The organism is Ancylobacter tetraedralis, from assembly GCF_014195655.1.
GTDB lineage: Bacteria > Pseudomonadota > Alphaproteobacteria > Rhizobiales > Xanthobacteraceae > Ancylobacter > Ancylobacter tetraedralis.
In genome coordinates, this window is record NZ_JACICD010000002.1 from 528,089 (window position 1) to 542,889 (window position 14,801).

Consider the following 14,801-nt stretch of genomic DNA (forward strand, 5'->3'; position numbering starts at 1 on the left):
GATTATCCGGCGCCACCCTTCGGATTTGACGCTGTCCCGGCGCTGGCGGCCTGAGCTGCAGCTGCCCGTGTGAGAATGACCCGCAGGGTATCTCGTTCATCGCGCGTCAGCTGGGCCATCCAACTGAAGTCGGCGCGGCTCTCCGTGCGGATCGGGCCGCCATTCGCCCCGGTATGCTCTATGCGCTCCTTGAACATGCCAAGATGCCTCCCGAGGTCGACCAGCGCGGCGCGCTTGTCATGCAGCTTGAATTTCACACGGCGAACGTCACGCGCCGTCTCTCCGCGGCCATCCTTGAAATCCTCGACCGTGACCTCCGCCAGGGCTGCGGCCTGCTCACGGGTGAGGCCGGAGAAATCCAGATACGGATCGCCCTCGGCATTGGCGCGCATATAGTCCTGCATGTTGGCGAAGCCGATTTTCGCCAGTTCGTCGACGATCCGTTCCTGCGTCACGTCCATCTTCGCAGCGAGCAGGTTCTGCTTCGCCTGGACGGCGGCCTTCACGCTAGCTTTGGCTAACAGGCGCGAGCCCTGTTCATTCGCTGTTCGCAGGCTGTATCCGGCGCGGATCGCGGCCTGCGTAGCATTGAGATCGACAAGGTACTCGTCGACAAAGCGCTGCTGCTTGGGCGTCAGTTCGCTCATGGCACGGATATCCGCAACGGTTGCGGTTCTGCCTTCTCATCGCCGGCCCCGGCCGACATCGTGGCGGCAACCGGCCAGGATCGCCGATAGCGCTGAATGAGGGCCGTGCGTTGTCCCTTGGAGAGCGTGCCGGGATATTTCGCCAGCAGCGCGCGGGCACGATCCGGATTAAGCAGGGCATCGGTCACGAGGTCGTCCACCTTGGTTATACCGGCGCGGCGGAGGGCGCCGATGAGTTCGGCGCCGGCGACACCGGCCAAGGCTCCCCAGCCGCTCCCCGTGGCAATCGCTCCAGCGCCGAGCGAGGCCCCGCTTGTCAGGATGCGCGCCAGCAGTGATTCGGGCTGATTGGATGCACGCATCTGGGCCACGATATCCTGCGGCGAATTGGAGCGTCCCGGCAGCTTCACGGCATTGACGGAACGGGCGGACCTCTGGAGGTCGTCCGCGATGGCCTTCATGCTGGAAGTCTCGGCAGGGCTGAAGATTGAGCGCAGCGCTGGCTCTGCCTGTTTCATGAAGGTTTGGAACTGGTCGGACCGGAGCAGCGTGGTTCCCGAGGTTGCGGCCTCGGTGTTGGACTTCATCCGCTGCAGCATGAAATCCGCCACCGCCTTGCGCAACCCGGCGCGGGCCTCGGGATCCCTAGCGGCCTCCTTCGCAAGCTGGCGCATGATCTGCACCGGATTGGACGAGGAGAATATGCCCCCGATGGCACGAACGGCATCGTCGGCGTTGTCGACGCCGATAAGCTGGCGCACTTTGCCGGCTTGGAATTCCTCCATGGCCTGCTTCTTCGCCGCCATGAGCCGGGTGACGGCTTCCGAGGCTTCGACCGGACCTTTCAACATGCCGTCAATTTCGGGGAAGGCGCGCAGGGCGTCGCGATAACGCTGCCGCCAGGCCGTGACCTTCGCCGGGTCCAGCGTGCCGTCCGGCAGCTCGGCGGCGCGCCGAAGGGTCATGACGGCATAGTCACGGATGCTGTTGTTCACCTCGGGAGAGGCGGCGGCTTTTCGCAGCGCCTGAACATTCTCATAGCCGCGGCTTCCGGCGCGGAAGAACTTGCGGCCGACTTCGGAGAGCGGGAGGCGGAACACGTCCTGCGTGCCGGCGCGGCGCAACACCTCACCGACCGCGCCCTGTTCATAGGTCCGCGCGCGCTGCTTCGTGGCGCTCGTCGCCGCTGTCAGTCGGTCTCGGGCGGCTTGGTCGAAGTTGGGGGTGAGGCTGCTCGGAGTTCCTTGAGCGCGCGCAGCGTCATTAAATCCGCCTCCGCTCTGGCCTTGGTTTCGAGATGCGCGAGGAAAAGGGCTCGCTCCGGCTGCGGTAGATCCTCTACCAGAGCCGACAGCCTCTTGCCCAATTCCCCCGGCTCGATCTGCAAGCCAGCGTTCCTTTCCCGCGCTTATGGCGGATTCCCACTGCGCCAGCATCGTATCCTCGGGGCGCATCGCCCCCGACGCCACGGCCTGCGCTTCCTGCTGCGCCTTGCCGGCGACGGTCTCCTCGATCGACCGTTCGATGGCTCCGCGCAACTGCGAGAGCCTAGCATATACCGGAGTGCGGCCCCGCTGCGATAGCTCCTCGCTCATGGCGGTGTTCACGCGGGTGCGCAGCGCGGCGACCTCGCGGAACGGCACGGCGGTGTTGTAGTTCGCCACCGTGTCGAGGATGTCGCGCTCTTCCCCCTCGAAGGGCTTTGCGGATATCGGCATGTCGGAGACGAGGCGACTCGCCTGTGCGCGGATCGGAGAAGCGTCGAGCACCAGCTTGCGGCCGGGGTCGACCGCCTCCCACAGCGCGCTTTCGCGGGCCTTGGCCTGGGCATGCGTGTCGTCGAGGCTCTGGCGGAGCGTCGCGCCGTAGCCTTCGGGTGTTCCTTCCCCGCCAAGCGCTCCCACGCGTTCTCGCGCCTGCGAGCGTGCCGCCTCGATGGCCCGCGTGGTCTCGGCGTCGAGACCGGCAAGATTCTGGCGCAGGGCCTTCACCACGGCGTCCGGTGAACCTGAGGGCTGCACATTCTCCAGCGCGGAGACGCGGGCCTGGTTCTGTTCCGCCCGGCGCTGGTTGAACGGCTCGGCACGCCGGGTCTCGGCGACGCGCTCCAGGCCGCCGATTCCCATATCGCCGGTGAGCTGGAACGTGGTCGGCTTCGATCCCGGGACAAGTTCGCCCGGCCCCTGCTCCAGAGCATCGCGCAGCGCGGCGGGGCTGGTGGCGGCATCAGTCAGCGTGTCAGCCGCAAGGCGTTCGCGGCCACCCGCCGTGAGCGGGGCGACATAGTCGCGACCGGCGCGTGCCGCCGTGGCGGCAGTGCGAGGAATCCCCGTTGCCAACGCACCAACGCCGCCGCCAATGAGATTGCCGCCGAGTTCCGCTAGGGGGCGATAGGGCTCGGGAACGGCCTGCGCGGCCTTCTCGCCCGCGGCGCCACCCGACGCCCCGATGATGGTGTTGGCCGCGACATCGCCGGCAGAACGGGAGGAGCCGATCAGGGAATCGACAAGAGGGCTGACGGCGCGCCCAACCCCCTGAGCAAGACCGCGCACAGCCAATTCCGGCGCGACCATGTAGCCGGCCCCCGCGCCTGCCGCGCGCGCCACCTTCTCGCCCGGCGTCGTGGCCCGAACGCTTTCCGGGTCCGGAACTCCGACAGAGCCGAACGCCTTGGCGATGGAACGCGAGCCGCCGACCGGATCGGTGATCTGCGGGATGTCCGCACCGGTCAGATAGTTGATCCCGCCGATGCCCTTGTTCAGCGCCCATGTGGTTGCGTCGACCGGCGCACCGGCGGTCGAATAGATCGCGTCGTTCAAGCCGGCCGTGGTGTTGAGGAACAGGCCGTCCCTTTTGGGGAAAGTGGCGGGCGCATCGCCCTCGATGGTGGAGAAGGCCGCATAGGGATCACCGGCGGACGCCTCATCGGCAATCGTGGAGAAGGCCGCATAGGGGTCTTCCTGCCCCGCCGTCTGCTGCGCATTCGTGTCGATATCGGGCGTATCCGTCACGAGGGGGAGCGCCGATGCCTCCACCGTCCCGCCGTTCAGCGGAGCGCGCAATGGTCTCGGTTGCGCCCCACCATAGGCCTGATAAAGGCGCTGGGCCGCAGCGACGCGGTTATCATAGCCGTTGGCTCCCGTGGGGTTGCCGCGCTGCCAGCCGCCGGGGCGCTCGTAGTCAAGGAAGGTCGCCGCCGCGCGCGTCGGGTCCGCCGCCGCTTTCAGCCGCGCACCAACCGACTTTTCCGAGGTGCGCAGCTCGTGGTCGAGGAACTGCAATTGCGTGTCCATATCGGACACCGGCAGCCCGCGTTCCGCCGCGAAACTGCGCAGGTTTGTCCAGCGCCCAGCCCCGGGCTGCGGGTCGCGCCAGCCGGCGATGCCATAGCCCGTGCCCTGATCGTGCGACGCGTTTGGGTTTAGGCCGGATTCCTGCCGGAGATTGCCGACGATGCCGGCCGCCGCGACGGGCGACCAGCCGAGATCGACAAGGCGGGTGAAGGCGTCCTGTTCTTGCGGCGTCATTGCGCACTACCCCCGCCGACAATGCCGATCTTGCCGTCTTGTCGGCGAAAGCGGCTTCCCGGTGGCAGCTTCCTTGCTTCTTCGGGCGACAGAACCGGAAGACCGTCAGTCGCCGCAGGCGATGCACTGCCGGATGTCGAAGGGCCGCCGAACATCTTCCCCGTGTCGAGCGGGGGAAGCTGGTTCACGTCGCGGCGCTCCTCGACCTGGGCCTGCTTGAACGCCGCCGCCTTCTTGTTGAGGCGGTTGATTTCGTCGATGCGCTGCTTCACGACCTCGGGATCGTTGATGCTGGCGACCAGTTCGTTCCAGGCGCGCTGCGCATCGCCTTCGGTCTGCACCCCCTTATTCAGGCGCAGGCTGTCATTGCGAAGCTTTTCCAGCGTCGCCCGGAACGAGGCGTAATTGCGCGACTGCTCATCGCTCATGCCCATCGTATTCTTCGCGCCGGACCACAGATTGCTGAACAGGCCGAGATCCAGCTTCTTGTCGTCGATCAGGCCCTTGAAGCGCTCAAGCTCCCCCGTGATGGTGTTGATCGACTGGATATCCTCAAGGTCGCCGGCTTCTGCGGCCTGCACGGCGGCAGACGGCGGCTTCTTGGGCAGCGTCTTTACCCCGCCGACGGTATCCCAACTGCGCGTTTCGGCGTTCCATTGCGACTTTTGCGGCTGCCCCGTTTCAGCGTCATAGGTTTCAATGACCGCGGGCGGCTTGGCCTTGCGCGCCTCCGCCATGCTCTGCGCGGCGGTCCATCGGGCGTTGGGAATGCCGGTATCGACGATACGCCCGTCAGAGGGGTAAAGAACGCGGATCGTCGGCCCGTCGCTCAACACCTTGGGGTGCGCGTCGAGCTGCGCGGCGCGAAGCTTGGGCGCCTGATAGGCTTCCAGTCCCGCGCCGAGCCCTTCGCCGATAACGCCGCCAAGATCGGGCCGGCGCGAGGTCAGCATAGCGATGCCGGCGGAGAGCAGCGGCAGGTTGATTTCACCCGGCTTGCCCAGGATGCCGCCTAGGAACTGAGGGGCGCCCTGTGTGGACTGCGGCGCCGCCGCGATGCCGCTGGCGGCGGGCGTGGCGCCTATCCCCTGCGCGGGCACCATCGGCGCCTCTGTCGCGGCCTCCTCCAGCCACGGGGCATCGGCGGGGTCTTCGTCCGTGTCATAAACACCGCCGCCATCCGCATAGGATTTGGATGGCATGCGGTCCATCGCCGCGCGGATCGCCGCCTCGAGCCCCCTTACAGCGCCGTAGTTGCTCCCATCCGGTTCCCGGCGGGGCGAGCCGAGCGGATTCGGGCGCCCCATCCCGATGGGCTCAACCTCATATTCTTCCGCCGGGCGGATGAGGAGCGGGGTCTTGCCGTCCAGATCTTCCGGCTCCACCACCATCCCGTTGATGGTCTGCTCGCCCACGATGCCGCCACCATCGGCATAACCGACAATGCCGCCGCGCGCGCGGGGCCCGCCATATGCCAGATTGTTCACGTAACCCGTATTGCCGAAATAGCCCGGCACGTTGCCGCCGGAGGGGGCCAAGCTGCCGATGGCACCCTCCAAAGCATCTGCGAAGCTGGAGACCGACTTGGCATTGATCCCACTATCGCGTGGCTGGCCCCCGCTCGGCGCCGAAGGAACGCGCCCACCGCCGGGCTGCGGCATGTTGATGCCGAGAGCATTGAAGGTGGTCGGGTCGAAGCGGCTTGAGGCGATGCCGCTCGAAGGCGCGGAGGCGACGATGCCGCCGGAAGCCATGTAACGAGAATCGTCGTCATCCGCGTCATCCGCGTGTCCGACAATCCCGCCCTCACTCATGAACTTGGGCACCAGCCCAAGAATGCTCGTCGCCCCGCCGAGGATCTGCCCCGCGGTGCTCACGCCGCTGCCCTTCTGAATATTCTGCTGCCCGAAGTTTGGCAGTATCTGGCCATACATGCCCGACAGCCACGAAAGCTGGTTATAGGGCGCGGCCTGCTGGTTCTGCCAGTTCTGGTATTGCGCATCCAGCTGCTGCTGCTGGTTCTGCTGCTGCAGGCCGCCCGAGGACAGAAGCGCGTTGATGTCCTGATAGTTGGCGTTCTGCGCCTGCGAGCCGAGCCCGCTATACAGCTGCGACGCGGTGCCGTAGCCGGACATGGCGGCCGACCGGTCGGCCTGCAATGCCTGCTGCTGCGCCGCGTTCTGCGTGTTGAACTGCCCCACCGCCGAATTGAACGCGCTGCTCTGGAGGTCAGATAGCGTCTGGTTCGTCGTCATATCCTGATTGCGGGCCAGCTCCGCCGAGGCCAGCCCGGCACGATCCCCGCCGAACGGCGAGGAGCCGGAGGAAATCGCCCGGCCGATCAGGTCGTTCTGCTGTGTCGCGTTGTTCTTGCGGACATTCGCCAGCGTCGAGTCGACGACGTTCTGCGTGTAAGGGTTCAGGTATTTCTGCAGATTGTCCTGATTGAACGCCTCAAGCTGCCCTGCCGTGCCCTGTGCCCCGGCCTGCGCCGCCTGCTGGGCATAGGTTCCGGCCTGGTCAAGATAGGGCTGCCAGATGCCCTGCGAATTGCGGATCGCGTCGAAGGCGGCGGTCTGGTCGCCCGTGAACCCGGCGACCTGCTGGCCGGTATAGGGCTGATACGGCGTATTGCCGAGATCCTTGGTCTGCTGCAGCAGTTGCGCATAATAGGGCAGCGCGACCGGATCGGCCTTGCTGATTGCCTTGGTGGTGGAGCTACCCAAAGTCGAAACTCCTCGGCTGGGCTTGCGTCAATTGAGCCCCAGCGCGGGGCGGCTTCGATCGTCTTCAACGGCCTGCGCCAACGCCTTACGGATGACGTGGCTTAAGGGGACGTTTTCTCGCGCCGCGGCCTGCTCGACTGCGGCGTGCAGATGCGCCGTCACGCGCACGTTGATGTAGGCGTCTTTCTTCATCGCGGGGGGGCCTCAGTGATGGACCACGAGAGGAGAAGGCTCCGCGCCGGTCAGGGCTTCATCATCGCTGCCTTCCGCCTCCGGACCGGGAGCGACGAGGTCCGAAATGTCGTCCGGCGAGGCGGCTGAAGCTGCGGGCTCCGGCGCCGCGCTCTTCGGCCCGAAGACCACGTCCGGACCGCCCTTGAGGACGTCGATGCCGGTGCGGTAGCCGTAATGAGCATAGGCCTCGAAACTGAGAGCGAGCAGCAACAGCTCTTCGGCACTGCCGGCCAGATTGGCAGCAGCGGCGATGCATGTTCGCCGGACCTCTTTCTCACTCGACATAATGATAACCTCGAACGACACTCAACGATCCAAGAAGTGAATCGATGTAATGTAACACGCTCAGGCATAAACGTGCAAATTATTGACTAATTGTTTACTTACGATTGCTTGTATTTTCCGATGTTTATGTAGATTTTAGATTGTTATATCTTGAGTGTATTTCGTTAAATTCGAACGGTCGGGTGCCTATTGCTCGGCGAGGTCGATAGCGGTGCTGACATGGAGAAGGATGAATCGCCGGAGGAGGGTGGCGCTGCAATTGGCAACAATGAAGAGCCCGCTCTGTGGGCCGATCTGCAATCTCTCGCCGCAGGCTTGAGCACCGCGCATAGCCGTGTCTAGGCTCCAGCGATGTGCAACCTTTACAGCCACCGCTCCAACGTGCAGGCCATCGCCGACCTTGTCGGCTCGCTGCGCAACCTAGCGGGCAACCTGGCGCCCCAGCCCGGCATATTCCCGGACTACCCGGCACCCATTGTGCGGACAGGTGCCAGCGGGGACCGCGAGCTCGCCATGGTTCGCTGGGGCATGCCGTCCTCATCGGCGGCTCTGTTTGAGGCGGCCCGGAAGCGCGCGGCGCGGCTGGAGGCCAAGGGCCAGACGGTTGATTTCAAGGAACTGCTTCGGCTGGAGCCCGACAGTGGCACGACCAACATCCGCAATGTCGGCTCTCGCCACTGGCAGCGCTGGCTGGGGCCGGAAAACCGGTGCCTCGTGCCGTTCACCAGCTTCAGCGAGCACAGCAAAGCACATGGCGGCGACGTGTGGTTCGCGCGGTCCGAGGATCGGCCGCTGACCTTCTTCGCCGGGATATGGGCGCCGCAATGGGCCTCCGTTCGGAAGATCAAGACCGGTGTTGAGACCATCGACCTGTTCGGCTTCCTCACGACCGAGCCAAACGCGGTCGTGGCGCCGATCCACCCCAAGGCCATGCCGGTAATCCTCACCACAGCGGAGGAGCGCGAGGTGTGGCTGCGCGCGCCATGGAGCGAGGCCAAGGCCTTGCAGCGGCCGCTGGTGGACGGGGCGCTCATGATTGTGGCGCGTGGGGCGAAAGAGGATCCGCCACCGGAGTCGCCGCAGGCGGACCTGTTCTGAAGCGTGGGATTGGCTCCAGATCGTCGATGTTCTCCTATCCCGTCATGCGCTCCGGGCGCTGGCTATGGCGGTTTCGGGCGCAATCAGCTGATCTGACCGCGGCTCCTATACCGCCGTAGCGTCCCGACCGTGGTCGGACCTACGCGGTATCGGCGCGCTATCTCCTGTCCACCCACCTCAGTATTTCCTCTCAGAAATGGTCTTATTACTAAACGGCGAAATCCTTGCGTTTGTTGTGCGCGCTGTTGGTCGGTAGCTTCAGGAGATAGCGGAGGGGTAGGCAGTGCACTTTCATATCGAGCGGAGGTTACGATTTCACACGCAGCCGGACTACGGTGGCCTGTATAGCTGGGCCATCAACGAAGTCGACGCTGATGGAAAGGTGATCGGTACCGATCAAATTCCTTGGAATTGGGGGCTGCATTTTTCGGCATCGTTATGCGTGTTTCGTGATGAGATCGAAATTAAGCAAAAATGGCAGGAGGATGAAGGCTACTCTGCAACTGCCGAGGTCGCGCAGCGACGGATCCTTCGCATTCAGTTGCGACCAGGCCACCCTTATGATGAAGGAAACTTCCACCGCCATACTAGCTTTTCGATGTTTGGGACGGAGCGACCTATCAAGAAATTCCAGTTGGATATAGAGCAATTGAGCAATGAAGCCGAACCAGAGAGGTGTGTCGCTTGGGGCTCTGTTTCTTATACGACTGAAGTCGACTTTCGAGAGGATACGGTTGAAGATTGTATAGTATTTTCTCTTTTCGTAAAAAAAGAGACATTCGCGCGATATGAATTTTCGATTGCTAGTAGGGCAGTAGATGAAATGGTGTTCAGCGTTCGGTGGGTCGATGGCTTCTATTCCGATTGGAGTCCGTCAATTTCGACGCGCAGCGTGAAGGTTCTGACGCGGGGGGAGGAGCATGCGATCCAATTGCCGTTGGGGCTCGACTTTGATCTACCCCGGCTGGGAGCGGTCGGCGAGGCCAATCTATACCTTAGCCGGCGACTAGAACTTGTGAAGCGAGTTGGCGAGGCCGACGACGAGTCCGGCGACGATGGCGGGACCGCCGTGGCGGCACTCGCTCCGAGCGTCGAGTCGGCCCCAGACCCCGTAGCTTTGCAAGCAATCGCTTCCTTGCGAAAGGCTGCATGGCTTATCGTGGCGCTGCTGGCGCTGATCTTTCTGGCCCTCCTATCGAAGCGCTAGCATCGCGCTATTGACGCCGCGTTCGCATTTCTCCGCCTAGGGCGGGTCCGTGGTCCGGCACGCTGACGTCAGCATGTTCGCATTGCCGAAAATGCCAAGCATGCGCGTTAACTCTCTAGCATCCGCCGCAACTTCCCCACGGTCGTCGGGCTCACGCCACAGCGGCGCGCAATCTCCCGGTCGCTCATCTCGGGATAGCTGTCCAACATCGACAGTACGTCGCGGCGCTTGTCAGCCGTGTTGCGATGATGCGGCTGGAGCGCCTGTCCATTTTGGGCAGCGGAGACGGCGCTCAGGGCGGCGACGTCTGCCTCCAGCCGATCGAGGAACGGATCATCACGCTTGGTCGGCTCGATCCATTGCCGTTCGAACTCATAGCGCTTCCAGGCCAAGCGCGCCTGCACGTCCTGCCATGAGGCGGCCGGACGCCCTGCCTCAAGCTCATGCTCCAGCAGCGCGATACGGCATTTGGCCTCGGCGTAGTGGTTCCATTCCCTCGCATCGCAAAACAGCCCGCGGTCCCAGCGCAGCCGATCCCAAGCCTGCACCTCGCGCAGGGCGCTGTCCAAAGTGGACGGCCACGGATATGCGCGCGCGACAGCATCGCGGATTGCGGGAGTTACATCGTCGTGGCGCCATAAGCCGCAAATCGGGCGCTTGCCTTCGAGTGTGTCGGCGTGGCGGTGCTCGACGCCGTCCGTATCGGTCCAGTACGCCCATGTCGCCAGCGGGGCGATGGCGCGATCGAGCGCGGCCTCGAACTCGTTCCGGGCAAACAGAGCGGCCTCGGTGCCATAGCGCGCCAGCACCTCGGCGCGCCGAGTATCGTCGCGAGCGTCCCGCGCTGCGCGCTTGGCGGCTTCGCGCGCCTTGTAACCGGGCTCCTTCTTCTCCATGAAATCGGCGAAACCGGCGAAGATGTCGCGGACGCCTTGCGGGACACCTGTCGATGGCGTCGCGTCCGTTCCGGACACGGCCTCATCGAGCGTCATGCCGGCGCGCTTCGCCATGGTCGCTGCGCGCGCCCGAGCCGCCGCACGCTCGCCCTCAGTCACGCCGCCGGTCATGAGGGCGTGGACTTTCCGGAACTTCTCAGTGTCCAGTTTCAAGGGGCTCGTGGCGCTCATAATCCGACCGCTGCGCCGCCTCGCCGGATCCATTTGCGACCCTCGGCGACTGTCGACACGAACCGCACGGGCTCCTCGCCGCGCATCAACATATAGCCGTCACTCCTGGGATCCACCGACATGCCTGCGGGCTTGGCGAACCATTCCAGCAGCGATGCGCCGTGTTTGCGGCTGGCCGCGTTAGGCGATCCGGCTGCCTTTGCCGCCTCCCCGTTGTGATCGGCTTTGGGGGCCATCACATCGATCACATCGATCACAACGGGATCGCACTCATTGATATCATTGAGCTTTTCGGCCGTCCGCTTGTGATCGACAGGTGGCGGGTCAATCACAACGGCGGGTCGATCACAAACGGGATCACAAGCTAAGATATTGAGATTGCTATCATTTTCGTCCGTTGTGATGTTGTGATCGATGTGATCGGCGTTTGCATGCGGGTGGGGATGCAGGTAGCGCCCACGAGCGGCCTTAACGACCTCACCCGCCTTCACCATGCTCACGAGCAACTGCCGAACATTCTGGCTCGGCATCCGCGTCGCGTCGGCAATATCGCCGGGTGACATGGACTCCGCGCTGCCCGCCAGAGCGTCGAGGATTGCAGCGCGCTCGCCGGTCATCCGGACCTTGGCCGCATCGCCCTTGATGCTCCACAGTCCACCGTCGAAGGACAGCGCGGTCTCCTTCTCCTCGATGTCGCGTCCACGTACGTAGAGCGTGCGCTCGCCGCCCTTCATGTCCAGCACCAGCGTCGTGTCCGCGCAGGCGGAGAGGCCGTTGGAGCCGGACAGGCTCTCCAAGGGATCGTCGGCGCCGCCCTTCTTCGTGTGGTGAAGGCCGACGACGGCGATGCCGTGCTCGGTCGCCCATTTCTGCAGCGGGGACCAGATGGAATAATCGTTCTCGTAGGCCGTCCGGCTTGCCGAGCCGGCGGGTTTGATCCGCTGAAGCACGTCGATCACGACCAGCCGGGGGTCGGGAACGCTCTGGCGCCAGTCTTCCAGCGCGTCGATGAAGCCACGATCCAGCGCCGGGGCGTCCGTCACCCATTCAAGGCGCGAGAGATCCGGGCGCACGACGCCATGGGGGTACAGGGTGTCGATCCGGCGCTGGATACGCCGCGGCCCGTTCTCCAGGTCGATGTAAAGAACATCGCCCGGATCGCAGGCGATGCCGCCCATAGCTGCACCGCCGGTCGCGACCGCCAGTGCCCAGTCGATGGCGAGCCACGTCTTGCCGAGCTTCTGGCGGCCGGCGAGCACGGAAAAGCCCTCCGACACGTAGCCGTCCACCGTCCAGCGAATCGGCGCGAAGTTGATCTTCATGATTGTGGTGGTGCTGGTGCGAGCGAAGGAGGCCTTCGGCTTCCCGCCGTTTCCCATTCCGCGCTGGTAATCTTCGAACGGTATAGGCTCGAAACGGTTCACGCGGACACCGCCTTTCTGACCACCAGAACAGACAGCTCGGGCAATCGAGCCGGCTTCATGTGGCGCCTATAGAGGAACAGGAGGCTTTCCGAGATGGCGATGCGGGGGCAGTCCCGGAGGCGGTCGAAGGCGCGAGGCCAGTCGAGTACCACGCATCCATCGCAGCCGCTCAGCAGCCATTCCAAGGGCGTGGCGTAGACGTTCAGGTGGCCGTCGAACGCAAAAGTCTCGGGGGCGAGAATGGCCGCTTCCCCGAGAGCGAAGGCGATGCCGCTCCAGGTTGCCGTCTGCCCGGTCGCCGGGCACCAGAACACGGCGTCGTCGCCCTCGGAAAAGGCAAGGAAGCCTCGGCCTTCAGGATCGACATCGAAGCGACCATCGCCCGCGACGGTGCCATGGGCGAGGCGGATCGGCATCCGGCGGGTGATGACGGTGGTGTCCACCCCCGCGCGTCGCAGCCAGTCGAATTGGCGGAACTCGATAAAGGGGAAGCGCTCGATGTCCATCAACGCGCGCCTCCCCGAACGTAGGGAAGGGCCGCACCGGCCGGCAGCGGTGCCGAGGGCGGGGCCATTACGCCACCTTGCGCGAGGATCGTCACCGCGGTGCGCAGCACGTAGCGGGCGTGGTGGCCGGAGAACGCGCCGGAATGCGGCTCCTCGATCGTCTCGATTGCAAGGCCTTCCTGCCGAAGCCTCAAGATATAGTGCGAGGTCCTCGGCGCGGGATGCGTAATCGGGGTGATGCCCCGATCGCCGGCCTGCACCAGCTGGACGAGCGCCCATGCCATCCGGCCGACGAAGGTGCGCTCGCCGCCGCCTTCGCCGCCGACGCGGGCCTGAACGTAAAGTGCCTTGGCGCCGCGCATCAGCGTGCCTCCCCGAGGCCGGCAGCCTCGAAATGCGCCAGCACGACACCGATGGGGAGGCCCGTACGGTCGGCAATGCGAGCGGCTCGACAAGTGCGAGGCGAGGGGCTGGAGGGCGTTGCCGGCGGGTGCCAATCGAAGAGAGGCAGGCCGACGAGGTTGTGAAATTCGTTGCCCGGAATGCGGGCTTCAGCTATATAGGTCACGAGAGATCTATCCTTGGTCGGATGGGATTTCGAACGCTTCAGGAAGCCCGACGCCGGCACAGCGTCGGGTTTTCGCGTTTTACGCAGCACTGTTCTGGAAGCGCGGCAGGCTACCGAGCCACGTTTCAATGGCGGCGCGGGTGATAACGGTCCGGCGACCGACTTTCCGGGCATCAAGGCGCCCGGCGGCAATTTCGTCGTAGATCTTATTACGGCCGATCCCCATGACGCGCATGGCGTCGCTTACATCATAAGCGAGGGCCTCGGCTTCGATACGGTCCGGAAGCTTCCGCATTTCTTTTCCTCAGCAACAAAACGTTGATAAAACGTCCGGCGTTTGTCGCCGTTGCTGAGAAAATAGAGAACGATCCTGCGATCGTCTTGGTATAAGTATTGGAAAAATATTGGTAGTTGAATTGGCAGCGTCGTTCTCACGCTACCGTTTAGGGCCTTGTTGCTTAGCCCACCGTGAGTATCCCCGCCTCAATCGATCTATCCGACTATCTTCATTTCCTCCACCTTCGGACTTGGCGACCACGGCCTTTGCCGCTGGCAGGATCTTCATCCCTCCGTCGATGAGACCTGCCATTTCTAAGAAGAGCGGAATGTCTTCATATCTGCCCCCACGGGGCGCTCCTACAGAAGGTACAATTGGCGCATTCGATCGACCGGTAGCGTGGGATTGAACATCATCGCCGCTTTCGCCCGAGCCGGCGTGAGCCTGCGTAGGGTCGCCGTCACTCCCCGCCAGCGAGGCAGGCCACGTTCCGAGCGCAGCATTTCGTGCCGCTTCATCAACCTGCGCATTTTCAATTTCCGCTGCAACTCGATCCCGCTCAATTGCCGCGGCTTCCTCCCCATCGCGGATAGCGTCATGCATCGCCTGCACCATGTCGGTGCGTAAATGTCGCTGTAACTGCATGTCATCGACGAAGATACGCTCGGCGTCGCTATCGTCATCGTCGATCCGGCATTCCGAGAACACGACCTCCGGCTGCGTCACCGCCCAAAAGCCCGAGTCCAGCTCTCTGCGCGCGCCGGTTCGCGACGATATGGCGAAGGTGCGCAGGCGCCCTTCCACGGCCAGGTCGCGAAGCTCACGAAACACAGCCTGCGCCTGCCGCCTCTGGTACGTGTCCCGCTCCGAAAGTGGCGGAGGCATCCTTTCCCGCGCTTGGTCGAGCAGAGTTTCCAAGGCTGCAGGTGCTGACAGGTCCGTGTTGGCGGCCTCGTCCAGCCACGGCATGGCAGGCGGTTCGATACCGGGGGCGAGGTCGCTCCAGTCGTCGCGGTGCCGCACGCGGCCAAGCTCGCAAACGGCACGGCCGAGAAAGGTCAGGCCCTTGGGATCAAGGGGCCATGCGGCCCGGTTATTCCAGAATTGAAAGCTCATCGCATGCACCCGGCAAGCACCGTGGGGGACGCAGGGAAACCGAGCGGTGCGTCTCGGCT

13 protein-coding genes are annotated in these 14,801 nt (G+C 64.1%); 3 read left to right on the forward strand and 10 right to left on the reverse strand.

What is annotated here, in order from left to right:
* Nucleotides 1–2: 2 nt before the first annotated feature.
* The 5 genes from FHS55_RS07795 to FHS55_RS07815 are packed head-to-tail and all read right to left on the reverse strand — an operon-like array spanning nucleotide 3 to nucleotide 7,440.
* On the reverse strand, nucleotides 3–647 hold the full coding sequence (locus FHS55_RS07795) for a terminase small subunit (RefSeq protein ID WP_183189114.1): 645 nt from the start codon (nucleotides 645–647) through the stop codon (nucleotides 3–5).
* A complete protein-coding gene (locus FHS55_RS07800) occupies nucleotides 644–4,174 on the reverse strand; it encodes a phage tail tip lysozyme (RefSeq protein ID WP_183189115.1) in 3,531 nt (1,176 codons plus the stop codon). Before FHS55_RS07800 ends, FHS55_RS07795 begins: the two co-directional genes overlap by 4 nt.
* The gene (locus tag FHS55_RS07805) at nucleotides 4,171–6,900 is read right to left on the reverse strand and encodes a hypothetical protein (RefSeq protein ID WP_183189116.1); all 2,730 of its coding nucleotides are present in this window, start codon (nucleotides 6,898–6,900) and stop codon (nucleotides 4,171–4,173) included. Before FHS55_RS07805 ends, FHS55_RS07800 begins: the two co-directional genes overlap by 4 nt.
* Nucleotides 6,901–6,927: 27 nt before the next feature.
* Entirely contained in the window at nucleotides 6,928–7,092 is a 165-nt protein-coding gene (locus tag FHS55_RS07810) for a hypothetical protein (protein ID WP_183189117.1), read from the reverse strand.
* 12 nt (nucleotides 7,093–7,104) lie between these two features.
* On the reverse strand, nucleotides 7,105–7,440 hold the full coding sequence (locus FHS55_RS07815; protein WP_183189118.1) for a hypothetical protein: 336 nt from the start codon (nucleotides 7,438–7,440) through the stop codon (nucleotides 7,105–7,107).
* A 330-nt stretch (nucleotides 7,441–7,770) separates the two neighbouring features.
* Between FHS55_RS07815 and FHS55_RS07820 the strand changes: the two genes are divergently transcribed.
* Complete coding sequence (locus FHS55_RS07820; RefSeq protein ID WP_183189119.1) at nucleotides 7,771–8,517, forward strand: SOS response-associated peptidase; 747 nt, start codon at nucleotides 7,771–7,773, stop codon at nucleotides 8,515–8,517.
* Nucleotides 8,518–8,800: 283 nt separating this feature from the next.
* A complete protein-coding gene (locus FHS55_RS07825) occupies nucleotides 8,801–9,724 on the forward strand; it encodes a hypothetical protein (protein WP_183189120.1) in 924 nt (307 codons plus the stop codon).
* A gap of 107 nt (nucleotides 9,725–9,831) precedes the next feature.
* On the opposite strand, the gene FHS55_RS07830 is transcribed toward FHS55_RS07825, so the two are convergent.
* From FHS55_RS07830 to FHS55_RS07845, 4 genes are read right to left on the reverse strand one after another with little or no spacing between them, the layout of a single operon-like run.
* Nucleotides 9,832–10,833 carry a winged helix-turn-helix domain-containing protein gene (locus FHS55_RS07830; RefSeq protein ID WP_183189121.1) on the reverse strand — a complete coding sequence of 334 codons (1,002 nt, stop codon included), beginning with the start codon at nucleotides 10,831–10,833 and terminating at the stop codon, nucleotides 9,832–9,834.
* A 14-nt stretch (nucleotides 10,834–10,847) separates the two neighbouring features.
* Nucleotides 10,848–12,275: an AAA family ATPase gene (locus FHS55_RS07835; protein WP_183189122.1), complete on the reverse strand. Its 1,428-nt coding sequence runs from the start codon at nucleotides 12,273–12,275 to the stop codon at nucleotides 10,848–10,850.
* On the reverse strand, nucleotides 12,272–12,781 hold the full coding sequence (locus FHS55_RS07840) for a hypothetical protein (RefSeq protein WP_183189274.1): 510 nt from the start codon (nucleotides 12,779–12,781) through the stop codon (nucleotides 12,272–12,274). Before FHS55_RS07840 ends, FHS55_RS07835 begins: the two co-directional genes overlap by 4 nt.
* Nucleotides 12,781–13,143, reverse strand: a complete 363-nt coding sequence (locus FHS55_RS07845) for a winged helix domain-containing protein (protein WP_183189123.1) — start codon at nucleotides 13,141–13,143, stop codon at nucleotides 12,781–12,783. Before FHS55_RS07845 ends, FHS55_RS07840 begins: the two co-directional genes overlap by 1 nt.
* A gap of 219 nt (nucleotides 13,144–13,362) precedes the next feature.
* On the opposite strand from FHS55_RS07845, the gene FHS55_RS23905 reads away from it, so the two are divergent.
* Nucleotides 13,363–13,671, forward strand: coding sequence for a hypothetical protein (locus tag FHS55_RS23905; RefSeq protein ID WP_425485794.1), 309 nt, complete (start codon nucleotides 13,363–13,365; stop codon nucleotides 13,669–13,671).
* Between the two features lie 114 nt (nucleotides 13,672–13,785).
* On the opposite strand, the gene FHS55_RS07855 is transcribed toward FHS55_RS23905, so the two are convergent.
* The gene (locus FHS55_RS07855) at nucleotides 13,786–14,742 is read right to left on the reverse strand and encodes a hypothetical protein (protein ID WP_183189125.1); all 957 of its coding nucleotides are present in this window, start codon (nucleotides 14,740–14,742) and stop codon (nucleotides 13,786–13,788) included.
* Nucleotides 14,743–14,801 lie beyond the last annotated feature (59 nt).